This window comes from Xanthobacter autotrophicus ATCC 700552 (genome assembly GCF_043194565.1).
GTDB classification, from domain to species: domain Bacteria; phylum Pseudomonadota; class Alphaproteobacteria; order Rhizobiales; family Xanthobacteraceae; genus Xanthobacter; species Xanthobacter autotrophicus_F.
The window spans coordinates 115246-128799 of sequence record NZ_JBAFVS010000006.1 but is presented as its reverse complement, the minus strand read 5'-3'; the positions used below and the strand labels follow the sequence as shown (position 1 = coordinate 128799).

The following is a 13554-nucleotide window of genomic DNA, read 5'->3' as shown; positions in this document are numbered from 1 at the left end:
TGCTCAGTCGTTTCCAGACAGCTCGCGCGGGGTGACGAAGCGGTCGAGCCGCGCGGACGCTGGCACCACGTCGCACCACTCATCCACCGGAAGATCCATGACGGCGAGGGCACCTGTCGGGAATTTCTCTGTCATCCGGGACAGGTGGGAAGCCGCCCCCGACGATACAAGCAGCGCGGTGAGGTCTTCGAGGCCGGGATTGTGCCCCACCAGCATCAGGCAGTGCACCTCTTTCGGCTGCTCGCGCAGCACGGACAGGAGCCGCGCCGCGGAGGCGTCGTAGATGCGGGGCTCGCTGGCCACCACTTTCACCGGCGGCAGCTGGGCGGCCACCAGGTCCCAGGTCTCGCGGGTGCGGCGGGCCGGGGAGACCAGCACGCGGTCGGCCACCAGCTGCTCCCGCGCGATATAGGCCCCCATGAGCGGTGCGGCCGTCCGCCCCCGCACCGCCAGCGGGCGCTCGGGGTCGGCGATACCGTCCGGCCAGTCGGACTTGGCGTGGCGCAGCAGTATGAGACGGCGCATGAGCTTCCAAACCAATCAACGAAATGCCGCTCCTTATGACGTAGGGAATGTGTGCAGTGCAACCGGAATGCCCGCGCTTGAGCGTCACGCCCCGCCCGATACCAGCGCCGGGGTCCCGCGCCAAATGTCACGAGAGCGCCGCAAATAAACGGTTTCTCAAGCGGAAGGCATCAGCATGAGAAGGTGCTCAGCGGACAGTTTTCATGATCGATACGGCCCCGTCCCGCGCGGCGGCGCAGGATGCTACCGACCGCGAGCGGTCGGACGCGGCGCTGAAGCGCACCTACGACTGTGACATCTGCGTCGTCGGCGACGACGTGGCGGGACTTGCCATCGCCATCGATCTGGCGCGGCGGGGGCGTGAGGTCATCCTGCTGACCTTCGCCGGCACGCGGCCGCTGCCTCTCGACGGTATTCTGGGCCCCGGCTTCGCCATGCCCACGCCGACGCTGGTCGATCGCGTGGGGCGCCACGATGCGCAGGAGCTTCTGATCCTCTCCGCCCAGGCGAGCGAGCGGGCGCTGGCATTCGCCCACAAGGCCGGCGTGGCGGTGGGGCCGCGCGGGCGGCTGTCGGTGGCGCGCCCCCATGCGGCCGAGGCTCTCATCTGCGAACATGAGCTGAGGCAGGAGCTGGCGCCCGACACCACCGTGCTGGTGGGCGCGCAGGATCTTGCCGCTTTGCTCGGCACCTCCACCTTCACCGCCGGCCTCGGCGTGGTTCCGGCGGAGCGGGTGTCCCCCGCGACCCTGAAGGTGGCGCTGGAGGCCGAGGTCCTGGCGGCAGGCGTGCGCACGCTGCCGGTGGACGGGTCGCTGGCGGCCGACCTCAAGGGCCTGAGGAAATATCTGACGGCGGCGCGCTGGCGCATCCGCGCCTTCCAGGTGGTGATCACCGGGCCGGAGGCCTTCGCCCGGCTTGGCCCGAAGGTGGCGGTGCTGCCGCGCGCGCCGTGGGTCTACGGCGGCTTCCGCCTGCCGGGGGTGGAGGTGCCCTATGCGGGCATGGTCGAGGAGGCCGGGCTCACCGGCCTGCGCTATCATTTCGACGCCGGCCGCCTGACCCTTGCCGCCGCCACCGCCACGCGGGTGATGACGCGGGTGGGCGCGGCCCGGGTGCTGCGCCGGCATGCCGCCGAACTCTATCCGGTGGAGTCGAGCCTTGCCGATGGCGCCGCCGGCCGCCTGTTGCCGGAACCGGCCGGCATGCCGCTGGTGCATGAGGGGGAGCGGGGCGTGTGGTATGCGCTCGCAGCCGCCGGCGATGCGCTGAGCCACGGCTTCCTCGCCGGCCGCCTCATCTGCGGTGCCATCGCCGAGAAGGACGACCGCATCGCCCTGCTCCAGCCGTTCGCCGCGCCGCCCCTGACCGGCTGGGCCGGCCGGGTGGCGCGCTTCGCCGGCTATTGGCATGTGCGGCTGGCGGCACGGCTGCATATGGACAAGATCGCCGTATCGGCCGCGCCGGATGCCGCGGTTTCGGCTCCGGACCTGATCCCGGAGCCAGATGTCGCCGCTGAAGGGGCGCGTCCTTCCATGCCTTCGCCGGCCCCGGCCGCCGTTCCGGCATCCCCCGCGCGTCCCCGGCGGAGTGTAGCGGCGGCAACGTCCGCCTCGCGACATGCGGCGCGGGCGGCGTTGCATGCGGCGTCCGGCTGGGCCTCGGGCCTTGCCGCCCGCGCGGCGGCCGAACCCGCCCGGCGCCGTCGCGCACGGCCGGAGCAGGACGAGGAGGTCCCGCCTCAGAACCCGCGCGGGGCCTGAGTTCTAGAGCATTTCCCCGTTTCACTGAATCGGGGAAATGCTCTAGGTCATTGAGTTTACGCGTTTTCTTTACGCGAACCGGTATCCACTTCGCTCGAAAACGCTCTAGCCCTTGATGTAATAGGCCTGCGGCCGCCGGCCCTCGCGGAAATAGCCGAAGAAGGTGGCCGCTCCCACCGCCTGGGCCAGCAGCCCCGGCATGAGCGCCGCGAAGGCGCCGAGGTCTGCGCCGTCGGGCGAGATGGCGTTGCGGATGGCGAACTGGCCGTAGGCCGAGGCCGCCACCACCGCGACCAGCATCCACGGCAACAGGCTGAGGGCGATGCGCGCCTTCGCCACCGTCAGCACCACCACCGCTGCCGCCCATGCGAACAGCAGGATCTGCGGCATCAGGCCGAACCGCAGCACCTGCTGCTGCAGCCCCGGGCCGGAGAAGGAAACGAACAGCGCGGACCTGGTCCCCGCGATGCCGAATTCCGCGACCAGCGTGAACAGGCCCGCCAGCGGCAGCGCGGTGATGCCGCAGCAACACCAGAACAGCACCGCGAGCGGCCCGCCGAGGCGCACCGGCTTCGGCTCGGCTCCCGGTGCGGAACCCGGTGCGTGCGCGGGGATGTGGCGGGGGGCAGGGGTGCTCATGTCTGGTCCTTTGAGCGTTTTCGAGCGAAGTGGAAACCGGTTCGCGGAAAGAAAACGCGCCAACTCAACAGCCTGGAGCATTTTCCCGATTCGATGAAACGGGGAAAGGCTCCAGAGCATTTTCGAGCGAAGTGGACACCGGTTCGCGTGAAGAAAATGCGATAACTCTAGGAAGCGAAGTGATCGTGCCACGTCTTCTGGCAATCGGGGAAGGGCAGGCGCGTGGCGCTGTAGATCGCCCGCGCCACCGCCCGTGCCAGCACCACCGAGGCCAGCGCGCCGAGCCGCGCGAGATCGGGCAGGGGCACCTCCAGCGGACGCCGTTCGGTGGAGAGCGCGAACACCACGTCGCCGTCGAGGGGCGTGTGCACCGGAAACAGCGACAGGGCCAGCCCGTTCTGCGCCATGATGGCCAGCCGGCGCACCTCGACCGTGGTGAGGGTGGCATCGGTGGCCACCACGGCGATGGTGGTGGAAAACCGCGAGATGCCGCCCTTCAGGTGCGGATGGGTCACTTCGTCGGCGAGGGCCTGCGACACGGTTTGGGGCAGGCCGAGGCCGCCGAACTCGCCGTCCCTCTCGTACGGCGCGGCGCGAAACTGCGGGCCGTCGCCGAACAGGGGGCTGCCCGCCGCGTTCACCGCCACCACTGCACCGACCACATGGCCCGATGCTGTCATCGCGGACGCCGAGCCCAGCCCGCCCTTCACGGTGGCGGTGGTGCAGCCGGTGCCGGCGCCCACCGAGCCGAGGGTGAAGTCGAGGTCGGCCGCCTCCAGCGCATCGCGGCCGAGCTGGGTGTAGGGCGGGTGGGATTCCCAGCCCTTGTCGCCGCCGTTCAGCAGGTCGAACAGGATGGCGCCGGGCACGATGGGCACCCGCGCCGTACCCACCGCAAAGCCCCGCCCCCGCGCGGCAAGGCCCGCCATGACCCCGGAGGCGGCATCGAGCCCGAAGGCCGAGCCGCCTGCGAGGGTGATGGCATCCACCCGCGCCACCGTGGCGGCGGGATCCAGCAGGTCGGTTTCCCGCGTGCCCGGTCCACCACCGCGCACATCCACCGCCGCCACCGCCGGCTCTTCGCAGAGCACCACCGTGACGCCGGTGCCGATGTGCGGATCGGTGGCATTGCCGACCCGGAGGCCGGGCACATCGGTGATGAGGTTGCGCACCCTCAGGCCTGTGGCCGGCGCTGGTGGCGGGCGCTCAGATGCCGACCCGCCCGAGCTGGACGTAGACCTCGTCGGACCAGGTCTTCAGGTCCATGAGGCCGGCATAGGCGGACCAGATCTCGATGCCGAATTTCTCGGCCAGCTCGTTCTCGGTGGCGGCCAATGCCTCCTCCACCGGGGTGAAGGTGCGCTCCAGGTGGGGCCACAGTTCGGAGGTGCAGCGCGGGATGCTGACAAAGCTGAGGCTGCGCCCTCCGCCCGCCTTCTCGATGCGGGCGAGGTTCTGCCCCTCGAACGTGCCGCCCACCTCGTTCTTCACCACGATGATGTTGGCCACCGGCAGGGCGCCGCCCACCACCACGTCCTCGATGAGGGTGGAGACGTTCTCGATGGAGTGCGTCTCCGGCTTGGTGATGACGATGAGGTCGATTTCCGGCGAGTTGCGCTGCTGCATGATGTGGGTGACGCGCCGGTGGTGGGCCCACTGCACCAGCTGCGGCACCACATTGGCGCCGAGGTCCAGCACCGCACCGCCGGTGAGGAGCAGGCCGCCGAAGCGGTCCCAGTAGCGCAGCGGGGCGTTGGCGTCGTTCTCGGACTTGCTGGACCCCAGCGCCGAGCCGATGCCCAGCTCCAGCACCTTGGAGGGGAAGAACTTGCCGATCTTGGAATGGCCGGTGCCGTCGGTGAAGTCGGCGGCCACCAGCTTGTAGGCGAGGTCGCGCTTCCTGAGCGCGGAAAACACCATTTGCGCGAGCGTAGTCTTGCCCTGTCCGCCGGCGTAGGCCGCACAGATATAGGTCTTCATGGCACAGGCTCCGATCGCTGGCGCGCGATCAGCTCGGGCTCGGTTTTCCCGGGCTGATCCCGCTCTCTGTGAGGGCGAAAAGACAGGTCTGCCGCTGGGGTTGCATCACAACCCGAGCGAAACGGTGTCTTGAAACGGTGTACCGAAACGATGTCTGCCGAAGGGATCGTCCCCGCGCAGGGAAGGCCGGGCACCGATGGATACCCGTGCAGCACGCCGGAGGGAAGCCCCCGCGTGCTGCACTGCATCATTTTCAGTCGAGCCGGCCCGCGGCATGAGCGAGCATGGTGTAGACCTTGCCCGTGTCCGAGGTCAGGTAGGTCTTGGCGAGGGCGCTGCCGCGGTCGTCACCGGAGACCTGGTCCATCAGGCGCTCGAACTCGGTCACGTAGCGGTCCACGGTCTCGCGGAACTCCCCGTCGGCCCGGTAGCGGCGCTTCAGGGTGTCGAACGCCTGCTGGCCCTGGGCGGTGTAGAGGCGGCGCGAGAACACATGGCTCTCGCCCTTGTTGTGGCGATCCCACATTTCGCCGGCCGCCTGGTGGTCCACCATGCGGGCGATGTCCGCCGAGAGGCCGTCGAGGGAGACCGTGCTGGCGGCCGGCGCCTGGGGGGCGCGGGCGGCGGGCCGGTCGTCGTCGTTCACGCTGCTGGAGGCGCGGGCGAGCAGTTCGGTGAGCCAGCCCTCCTGCTCCTCGCCCTGAGTCTCGCGGGAGACGGCTTCGCGGACCGGAGCAGGGCGCGGGGCGGGGCGCTCGACCGGTTCGGCGCGGCGCGGCGCGGCAGCGGGCGCCGAGCGGCGCAGCTCGCTCTGGAGAAGGCCGCTCTCGGAGCGGCTGCGGGAGGTCTCGCGGGACGCCTCCCGGACGGCAGAGGCGCGGGCGGCATCCTGCGTCGCAGTGCGGGCGGAGGTCTCCACCACGTCGAGGGCCTGGCCCTGGCGGGCCACGATCTCGTTCAGCTCGGCCAGCGCCTTGATCTGCTCGGCGACGGCGCGGCGCATGGTGGCGGCGCTGGCCTCGGTCTCGGCGGGCAGCTCCAGGATGCCGCGCTTCATCTCCTCGCGGGCGAGGGTGATGGCCTGCTGCACGTCCTCGGCCACGCGCTTGAGGTCGCCGGCCACCTCGGTGAAGCGGTTGCCGGTCTCGCCGAACAGGGTCTGCACATCCGAGAGGGCCGACGCGTAGGTCTCGCGCAGGGCGGCGGCGGTGCGCTCGCGTTCCTGGTCGGCGGCGCTGCGCACCAGCGAGAGCTGGTTCTCCACCGCCTGGGTGGAGCCGGAGGTGGCCTCCGAGACCACGCTGGCGATCTGGCGGGCGCGCTCCTGCGCCGCCGTGAAGGTCTGGTCCAGCATGGCGTGGAAGGCGCCGACGCGGGCGTCCACGTCGGCGATGCGCTGCACCAGGGACTGGGTCAGCTGGTCCATGTCGCCGCGGCGGGCGGCGAGGGTGGAGTCCACCTGGTCCTGCGCCGTGCCGAGGGTGCGGGCGGCCTCGTCCATGAGCTTGCGGTTCTGCTCCAGCCGCTCCGCCAGCGATGCCATCTGCGCGAGGGCGCCGGTGGACACGTCGCGCAGGGAGTCGACCTGGCCCTGGAAGCGGTAGGCGGTGGCATCGGCGTTCTGGCTGATGCCGTCCACGGTGGCGCCGAAGCCCTCCACCTGGCGGGCGAACGAGCCGGAGAAGGCGTCGAGGTTGTTCACCGCCGTGGACATGGCGCCATGGAAGGTGGCGTTGGCCTCGGCGAGGCGCTCGATGATGGAGCCCACGTCGCTCTTGAGCGAGGTGTTGGTGGCGGTGATTTCCGCCACGGCGCGCTGGCTGGTGCGCTCCAGCGCCGACAGGAAGGTGCCGTTCTTGTCGTCGATGAGATGGGCGATCTCGGTGAGGCGGGTGCCGAGGGCGTCGGCCACCTTCTCCGAATGCTCGGTGAGGGTGCGGCCGACGTTCTGCGACAGGTTCGACAGCGAGCGCTCCACCTCGGAGGCCTCGGCGCGCAGGGTGCCGGAGACGGTCTCGATGCGGCCCACGAGGGTGTCGGCCAGGGCCCCGCCGCGCACTTCGAGGGAGGTGGCCACGCCGTCCAGGCGACCGAGCACCAGTTCCTCGATGCGGTGCACGCGGCCGTCGAGCACCGAAGCGATCTCGGCGGCCCGGGTGCCGATGTTGCGGTTCACCACCTCGGCGCGCTCGGTGAGCACGTCGCCCAGCGCCTTGGACCGCGAGGCAAAGAAATTCTCCAGCGTCTCCACCGACTTGTCGAGGGATTCGGTGGCCGACTTGGTGCCCTCGGAGATGGTGCGGGCAAACGTGACCGTGCGGGTGGCCAGGGTCTCGGTGAGGCTCTGGGAGCGCTGGTCCAGCGTCTGCTCGATGCGCGAGATGCGCTGGTCCATGATGGTGGCCACATTGTCGGTGGTGGCCGACAGGCGCTCGTCCAGGGTCGAGGTGGCGTGCTTGAGGTTCTCGTTCACCGCGGCCACGCGGTGGGCGATCTGCTCCACCAGCTCGGGGGCGTGCACCTTCATGGTGGTGTCGAAGGCGCGCACGCCCTCCTGCATGGTGCGGGCAATGGCGGAGCCGTCGTGCTGCAGGCGCTCGGCGAGGTCGGCGCCGCCCACCGTGATGGTCTCCTCGATCGCCTTGAGGCGGGCGGTCAGCATCTCCTTGATGGCGTCGCCCTTGACCCCGATGGTGGCCACCAGCATGTCGGCGGTCTCGCGGAAGGCGTCGGTGACCTTGGAGCCGCGCGCGCCGATGGCCTGCGTCACCTCGCCGGCGACGCGGGACAGCCGCTCGGTCATGTCCGAGCCGGCAATGTTCAGGGAGGAGCTGATCTCGTTGCCCTTGTCGACGAAGGCCGCCACCACCTGGGTGCTGGACCGGTCGAGGGACGAGGTGATGCGTTCGCCGGTCTCGGCGAGGCGCTGGTGGAGGTCCTCGCCGCGCACCGCCACGGCGTCATAGATGCGGTTGCCGGTGGTCTCGATGCGGTCGGCCAGATCGGTGCCGCGCACCGACAGGGTCTGGGCCACGCGCTCGCCGGTGTCCTCGAACTTCTTGATCAGCTCGCCGCCGCGGGCGGAGAAATCCTGCACCGCGCTTTCGCTGGTGGCGCGCAGGGCGGTGTTCACCTGCGACACCTGCAGGTCGATGTCCTCGGCGAAGCGGCTCGAATTGTCGGCCAGGGTCTCGCCGATGCCGTGCTTCAGGCGATCGATGTTGGCGGTGATGTCCTCGCCCCACCGGTCGATGAGCTGGGCCACGTCCGAGGTGGTGGACAGGAGGTTGGTGGAGAGGTCGTCGGTGCGGGACTTCAGCGTGTGCACCAAGAGGTCGCCGGATTCGGAGAGGTCCTGGCGGATGTCGGAGCCGGTGAGCTGGAGGCGGTCGATCAGCTCGCCACCCTTGGCGGTGAGGCCGTCGATCATGCTGTCGCCCACGCGGGCGAGGGCGGCGGTGATGTGCTCGCCCTTCTGGCCGAGGATCTCGGTGACCTGCTCGCTGGCCTCCATCATGGTGCCGTGGATGCGCGAGGCGACATCCTTCACCTCGTTGGAGAGCACCGCCTCGGCGCTCACGATGCCCTCGCGCAGGCGCTCGGTTTCGATCTGGATGTTGTGGCGCTCGTTCCGCAGCTCGTCGATGAGGGAGCGGATACGGGCCTCGTTCTCCTCATAGGCGCGTTCGAGGATGGACACCTCCGCGCGCACCATGGCTTCCAGCTCGCCGGCGCGGGAGATGGCGCGATCGACGCCGTCGCCCATGGCCGCCACCTCGCGGCGCACCGCCTGGCCCACGGTGACCACCGTCTCGGTGGCGATGGATTCGGGCTGGGCGAGGCGCAGGGCCACCTCGGTCATGGAGCGGGCGATGCCCTGAAGCTCCAGAGACCGGCGCAGCACGCTCGCGAGGCCGAAGAAGGCAAGGGGCGGCAGCAGGATGCCGGCGAAGATGCCGAGCAGGGCCGGGGAATCGATCAGGGATTCCACGCCGCTGGAACTGGCCATCAGGCCGCGGTGATAGGCGAACGCGAAGGCGATGCCGGCGATGACCCACAGGGCCGCGGCGCCGGCCGCCCAGTAATAGGGCGTGGCCGCCGAGCGCTTCTGCAGCTGGCCCAGCAATTGGCCGATGGTCTGGCGATCGTCGTTGGCGGCGCGGCGCTCGGCGTCGATGCGCGCGCGCTGCGGGCCGTCGCGCCGGCCCTCGGGCCGCGGCGCTTCGGGGCGAAGGGCTTCGCCTTCCGGCGGCCGGGGCCTGCGGTTGATGGGCCGGCCGTCGCGGGGCGGCGCCGAGGGCAGGAGGCGCTCGCCTCCCGCGGGCCGATCCCCGACGGAGCGGTCCCCACCAGAGCGATCTTGCGGAAAGCCCGGCTCGGGTCCCCTGTCAGGCCCCCTGTCGGTCCCCTTGGCCGAGGGACCCGCTTCGGCATTGTCGAGCTCCAGCGTCAGAGCTTCCTGGATAGCCGACAGAGCCGCCTCGGTCGGGTCCTGGATCTTCTTTGGTTGCTTCATGTCGCTGTCGCCTCTGCCTTCGACGGCGCGCGCGGGGTGTCCCCGCCGGGGCGCCGTGTCCAGTACACACACCCTTTCGATCCGGCAGGGCCGGACGGAAATGGTTTACCGTTCCTTATCCTAGCCATGGTGCGCCGCGGATTGAACCGGCCTTGCCACAATAATGAAGATATCGTTAACGCCGGTGGCGACCGCCCGCGCGACCCTGGCAAAGCTGGTGTGGCCCCGCGCTTGCAGCTATAGGCATCGCATTACGACGCGACGTCCTCATTCCGCCACGCCGGTTCCGGCGGGCGATCAGCAAGCGGCTCATTCATGGTTGCCATCACCTTCATCGAATATAACGGCACGGCGCATCAGGTCGAGGGGCCCGAGGGCGCGACCGCCATGGAGACGGCGGTGCGCAACGGCGTGCCGGGCATCGTTGCCGAATGTGGCGGCGCCTGCGCCTGCGCCACCTGCCATGTCTATGTGGACGAGGCCTGGGCGGACAAGGTGGGCGAGCCTTCCGAGATGGAAGAGGGCATGCTGGATTTCGCCACCGACGTGCGGCCCAGCTCCCGCCTGTCCTGCCAGATCAAGCTGACGGCGGCGCTGGACGGGATCGTTCTGAACATCCCGGAGACCCAGGGCTGATCCCAACGGCCCCGGTCTTCGACCGGTGCCGAGAGGGTTTCGCTCAAGCGCCGCGCGGGCTTCATGCCAAACGCGGTCCGGCGATGCCGGGCCGCCGCAGTATCATTCCACCTTTTCGTTGGGATAGATGCCGAACAGCTGCGACTGCTGCACGTAGCCGTCGAAGCCGTCGCCCATGAGCCGGCAGAACTTGCCGTCGCAGGTCTTCACCACGCCGAGCACGCTGGGCTCCAGGCGCGCCACCACCTTGGCGTCGGGGTTGGCGGCATCGCGCATGGGCACCGTTTCGCCCTTGAGCCAGGGCGCCACGAGGGCGGTGCGGCGCAGCGACAGCATGGAATGGTAGACCCAGCCTTCCGCACCGTCGGCATCGCGGATGCGGCGCCAGGTCTCGAACTCGGCGGTGACCTCCACCGGCAGGCCGGCGCGGTTGAAGACCCACGACACGTCGTGGTCCTTGTTGGGGCCGTTGCGCACATTCACCTTGTCCGCCTTCAGCGAGACGAAGCGCGGCACCGGCAGGCCGGAGGAGCCGTCCTCGGCCGCCAAAGCGGGCCGCGCGGCAATGGGCTGGAGCCCTGCGCCCCCGGTGACCGCCAGCGCCAATGCAAGGGCCTTGAGGCTTCGCATCAGATGAGGTCGCATCGTGGGCATGACGGGCTCGTCCTTTCGTATTGCACTCGAAACGGGGGAGTGCGCTGCTGCGCCGGGCGCGTCAAGGGCACGCGGTGCAGGGCGCCTTGTGTTTCCCTGTCTGTCTGATAGACGGGACCAGAAGCGTTAAGAAATGGGGAATGGGGAGTAACGATGGTGCGTCGCAAACCCCTCGTCGTCGTCACGCGCAAGCTGCCGGACTCGGTCGAAACCCGGATGCGCGAGTTGTTCGACGCGCAATTGAACCTCGACGATGTGCCCATGGATCAGGCCGCGCTCGTGGAGGCCGTCAGGACCGCCGATGTGCTGGTTCCGACGCTGACCGACCGCATCGATTCGGCGGTCCTGTCGCAGGCTGGGGAAAACCTGCGGCTGATTGCCTCCTTCTCCAACGGCGTCGATCACATCGACGTGGCGAGCGCGCTCAATCGCGGCATCACCGTCACCAACACGCCGGGCGTCCTCACCGAGGACACCGCGGACATGACCATGGCGCTGATCCTCGCCGTGCCGCGCCGCCTTGCCGAGGGCGCGCAGGCGGTGATCTCCGACAAGGACGAGTGGCTCGGCTGGTCGCCCACATGGATGCTGGGCCGGCGCATCTGGGGCAAGCGCCTCGGCATCATCGGCATGGGCCGCATCGGCCAGGCGGTGGCCCGCCGCGCCAAGGCCTTCGGCCTGCAGATCCACTACCACAACCGCCGCCGCCTCCCCACCGCGGTGGAGGAGATGCTGGACGCCACCTATTGGGATAGCCTGGACCAGATGCTGGCGCGCATGGACATCGTGTCCATCAACTGCCCGCATACGCCGGCCACCTACCATCTGCTTTCGGCGCGGCGGCTCAAGCTGCTCAAGCCCGAGGCCTATGTGGTCAACACCGCCCGCGGCGAGGTGATCGACGAGAACGCCCTGACCCGCCAGCTTGAAGCGGGCGAGCTGGCCGGCGCCGGCCTCGACGTGTTCGAGCACGAGCCGGCGGTGAACCCGAAGCTGATCCGCCTCGCCAAGCAGGGCAAGGTGGTGCTGCTGCCGCATCTGGGCTCCGCGACCCTGGAAGGCCGCGTGGACATGGGCGAGAAGGTCATCGTCAACATCAAGACCTTCATGGACGGCCACCGTCCGCCGGACCGCGTCCTGCCCGCCATGCTGTGAGGTCGTGGCCGGGCCCCTTGCGGCCCGGCCACGACCTCACAGCCCCTCGGCCCGCACATGCCCGGACAGGTCGGTGATGCGTTCGCCGGTGCCGGTCAGCGGGTTGTCCGGGTCCCAGGCGTAGCTCAGGGTCTCGAAGCGCATGGCGCGGGCGTCGATCATCAGCAGGCGCCCCACCAGCCCCTCGCCGAAGCCGACCACGGCGCGGATCGCCTCCAGCGCGGCGAGCGAGCCGGCAATCCCAGCCAGCGCCCCCAGCACGCCCGCCTCGGCGCAGGCCGGCACCGTCCCCGCCGGCGGCGGCTCGGGGAACAGGCAGCGATAGGTGGGGTTGGGGGTGCCGTCCGGCGCCGCTTCATGGGCGCGCAGGGTGGTGACCGTGGCGTCGAAGGCGCCGAGCGCCGCCGTCACCAGCGGCTTCCTGGCCAGCACGCAGGCATCCGACACCAGATAGCGCGTGGCGAAATTATCCGATCCGTCCACCACCACGTCCGCAGCGGCGATCAGGTCGAGGGCGTTGCCGGCGTCGAGCCGCACCGCGTGGGTCACCAGCTCCACATGGGGGTTGAGGGCGGCGATGGCATCGCGGGCGCTCTCGGTCTTGGGCCGGTCCACATCCTGCGTGCGGTGGATCACCTGCCGCTGGAGGTTGGAGAGGGAGACCACGTCGTCCTCCACGAGGATCAGCCGCCCCACCCCCGCCGCGGCGAGATAGAGCAGCACCGGCGCGCCGAGGCCGCCGGCGCCCACCACCAGCACGGTCGCCGCCTTCAGCTTCTGCTGGCCGGGTCCGCCCACGTCGTGGAGCACGATGTGGCGGGCGTAGCGTTCGATCTCGTCGGGGGAAAAGGCCATGGCGGAATCCATAATCCCAGTTTCCGCCGGCGTCACCCTAGTGGCGGGCGCTCAGTTTCCCGAGAGGCGCGCGATCAGCGGCAGCAGGGTGGCATTCACCGCCTCGGCCGTCAGCGGCCCGACGAACTTGTGGACGATGGTCCCGTCCTTGGCGACCACGAAGGTCTCCGGCACGCCATAGACCCCCCAGTCGATGGCCGCGCGGCCCTTGGGGTCCACGCCCACCGCCTGATAGGGCAGGCCATATTGGCCGAGGAAGCGGCGGGCATTTTCCGGCGCGTCCTTGTAGTTGATGCCGACGAGGTTGAAGCGGCCGTCCTTGGCAAGCTGCATGAGCACGGGGTGCTCGTCCCGGCACGGCCCGCACCAGGAGGCCCACACGTTCACCAGCGTCGGCTTGCCGCCGAGCGCCGACAGGTCAATGCCCGGCAAGGGCGCGCCGCCGGGACCCTTCAGCCCGTCCAGCGGCGGCAGCGCGATGGTGGGCGCGGCCTTGCCCACGAGGGCGGAGGGGATGCGCGAGGGGTCCCCCCCGGTTTCGAGCCGCGAGAAGAACAGGCCGGCCAGCGCAAGAAACAGCACCAGCGGCAGCGCCACCAGCCACAGCCGACGGCGGGGCCGCGTCGGGCCGGGCGTCTCGTTGGTGTTGCTCATGGGGCATCCCCCGTGCCGCGGCGGGATCGCTTGCCGAGGCCGCGCGCCTCCAGTTCGGCGAGGGCCCGGCGCTGATGGCTGTAATCGACCAGCAGCCAGGCAGCGAGAAGCCCGAGGCCCAGCGTGGCAACGCCGTAGGAGGCGGCAATGAAGGTGAAGTGGCTCATGACAGGTGGT

General features: G+C 69.9%; 12 protein-coding genes. 3 read left to right on the top strand and 9 right to left on the bottom strand.

What is annotated here, in order from left to right; all coding sequences use genetic code 11:
- Window positions 1-3 precede the first annotated feature (3 nt).
- Window positions 4-525 carry a SixA phosphatase family protein gene (locus V5F48_RS08695; RefSeq protein WP_394109435.1) on the bottom strand — a complete coding sequence of 174 codons (522 nt, stop codon included), beginning with the start codon at window positions 523-525 and terminating at the stop codon, window positions 4-6.
- A 203-nt stretch (window positions 526-728) separates the two neighbouring features.
- Here V5F48_RS08695 and V5F48_RS08690 point away from each other — a divergent pair, with 203 nt between their 5' ends.
- Complete coding sequence (locus V5F48_RS08690) at window positions 729-2288, top strand: FAD-dependent oxidoreductase (RefSeq protein WP_394258375.1); 1560 nt, start codon at window positions 729-731, stop codon at window positions 2286-2288.
- Between the two features lie 105 nt (window positions 2289-2393).
- On the opposite strand, the gene V5F48_RS08685 is transcribed toward V5F48_RS08690, so the two are convergent.
- The 4 genes from V5F48_RS08685 to V5F48_RS08670 all read right to left on the bottom strand — a co-directional run bounded on the left by V5F48_RS08685 (window position 2394) and on the right by V5F48_RS08670 (window position 9423).
- Window positions 2394-2927, bottom strand: coding sequence for a hypothetical protein (locus V5F48_RS08685; protein ID WP_394258374.1), 534 nt, complete (start codon window positions 2925-2927; stop codon window positions 2394-2396).
- A gap of 167 nt (window positions 2928-3094) precedes the next feature.
- Window positions 3095-4099: a P1 family peptidase gene (locus tag V5F48_RS08680; RefSeq protein ID WP_394258373.1), complete on the bottom strand. Its 1005-nt coding sequence runs from the start codon at window positions 4097-4099 to the stop codon at window positions 3095-3097.
- Between the two features lie 34 nt (window positions 4100-4133).
- Complete coding sequence (locus V5F48_RS08675; protein ID WP_394109439.1) at window positions 4134-4907, bottom strand: hypothetical protein; 774 nt, start codon at window positions 4905-4907, stop codon at window positions 4134-4136.
- 253 nt (window positions 4908-5160) lie between these two features.
- Window positions 5161-9423 carry an apolipoprotein A-IV repeat region-like domain-containing protein gene (locus tag V5F48_RS08670; protein WP_394258372.1) on the bottom strand — a complete coding sequence of 1421 codons (4263 nt, stop codon included), beginning with the start codon at window positions 9421-9423 and terminating at the stop codon, window positions 5161-5163.
- A 315-nt stretch (window positions 9424-9738) separates the two neighbouring features.
- On the opposite strand from V5F48_RS08670, the gene V5F48_RS08665 reads away from it, so the two are divergent.
- Complete coding sequence (locus V5F48_RS08665; protein ID WP_394258371.1) at window positions 9739-10059, top strand: 2Fe-2S iron-sulfur cluster-binding protein; 321 nt, start codon at window positions 9739-9741, stop codon at window positions 10057-10059.
- A gap of 102 nt (window positions 10060-10161) precedes the next feature.
- Here V5F48_RS08665 and V5F48_RS08660 read toward each other — a convergent pair whose 3' ends face one another.
- A complete protein-coding gene (locus tag V5F48_RS08660) occupies window positions 10162-10689 on the bottom strand; it encodes an SH3 domain-containing protein (RefSeq protein ID WP_394258370.1) in 528 nt (175 codons plus the stop codon).
- Window positions 10690-10866: 177 nt separating this feature from the next.
- Here V5F48_RS08660 and V5F48_RS08655 point away from each other — a divergent pair, with 177 nt between their 5' ends.
- Entirely contained in the window at window positions 10867-11868 is a 1002-nt protein-coding gene (locus tag V5F48_RS08655) for a 2-hydroxyacid dehydrogenase (RefSeq protein WP_149574378.1), read from the top strand.
- Window positions 11869-11904: 36 nt separating this feature from the next.
- Here V5F48_RS08655 and V5F48_RS08650 read toward each other — a convergent pair whose 3' ends face one another.
- Genes V5F48_RS08650 through ccmD form a run of 3 tightly spaced genes read right to left on the bottom strand, consistent with a single transcriptional unit; the run spans window position 11905 to window position 13544 of the window.
- Window positions 11905-12723 carry a HesA/MoeB/ThiF family protein gene (locus V5F48_RS08650; protein WP_394258369.1) on the bottom strand — a complete coding sequence of 273 codons (819 nt, stop codon included), beginning with the start codon at window positions 12721-12723 and terminating at the stop codon, window positions 11905-11907.
- Window positions 12724-12774: 51 nt separating this feature from the next.
- A complete protein-coding gene (locus V5F48_RS08645) occupies window positions 12775-13377 on the bottom strand; it encodes a DsbE family thiol:disulfide interchange protein (protein ID WP_394258368.1) in 603 nt (200 codons plus the stop codon).
- Entirely contained in the window at window positions 13374-13544 is a 171-nt protein-coding gene (ccmD, locus tag V5F48_RS08640; RefSeq protein ID WP_394258367.1) for a heme exporter protein CcmD, read from the bottom strand. The genes V5F48_RS08645 and ccmD overlap by 4 nt, the downstream gene beginning before the upstream one ends.
- Between the last annotated feature and the right edge of the window lie 10 nt (window positions 13545-13554).

Excerpts from the sequence above, each read along its gene's own strand:
- V5F48_RS08695 (WP_394109435.1), bottom strand. The coding sequence starts at position 525 with ATGCGCCGTCTCATACTGCTGCGCCACGCCAAGTCCGACTGGCCGGAC.
- V5F48_RS08690 (WP_394258375.1), top strand. The coding sequence starts at position 729 with ATGATCGATACGGCCCCGTCCCGCGCGGCGGCGCAGGATGCTACCGAC.
- V5F48_RS08685 (WP_394258374.1), bottom strand. The coding sequence starts at position 2,927 with ATGAGCACCCCTGCCCCCCGCCACATCCCCGCGCACGCACCGGGTTCC.
- V5F48_RS08675 (WP_394109439.1), bottom strand. The coding sequence starts at position 4,907 with ATGAAGACCTATATCTGTGCGGCCTACGCCGGCGGACAGGGCAAGACT.
- V5F48_RS08670 (WP_394258372.1), bottom strand. The coding sequence starts at position 9,423 with ATGAAGCAACCAAAGAAGATCCAGGACCCGACCGAGGCGGCTCTGTCG.
- V5F48_RS08665 (WP_394258371.1), top strand. The coding sequence starts at position 9,739 with ATGGTTGCCATCACCTTCATCGAATATAACGGCACGGCGCATCAGGTC.
- V5F48_RS08660 (WP_394258370.1), bottom strand. The coding sequence starts at position 10,689 with ATGCGAAGCCTCAAGGCCCTTGCATTGGCGCTGGCGGTCACCGGGGGC.
- V5F48_RS08655 (WP_149574378.1), top strand. The coding sequence starts at position 10,867 with ATGGTGCGTCGCAAACCCCTCGTCGTCGTCACGCGCAAGCTGCCGGAC.
- V5F48_RS08650 (WP_394258369.1), bottom strand. The coding sequence starts at position 12,723 with ATGGCCTTTTCCCCCGACGAGATCGAACGCTACGCCCGCCACATCGTG.
- V5F48_RS08645 (WP_394258368.1), bottom strand. The coding sequence starts at position 13,377 with ATGAGCAACACCAACGAGACGCCCGGCCCGACGCGGCCCCGCCGTCGG.
- ccmD (WP_394258367.1), bottom strand. The coding sequence starts at position 13,544 with ATGAGCCACTTCACCTTCATTGCCGCCTCCTACGGCGTTGCCACGCTG.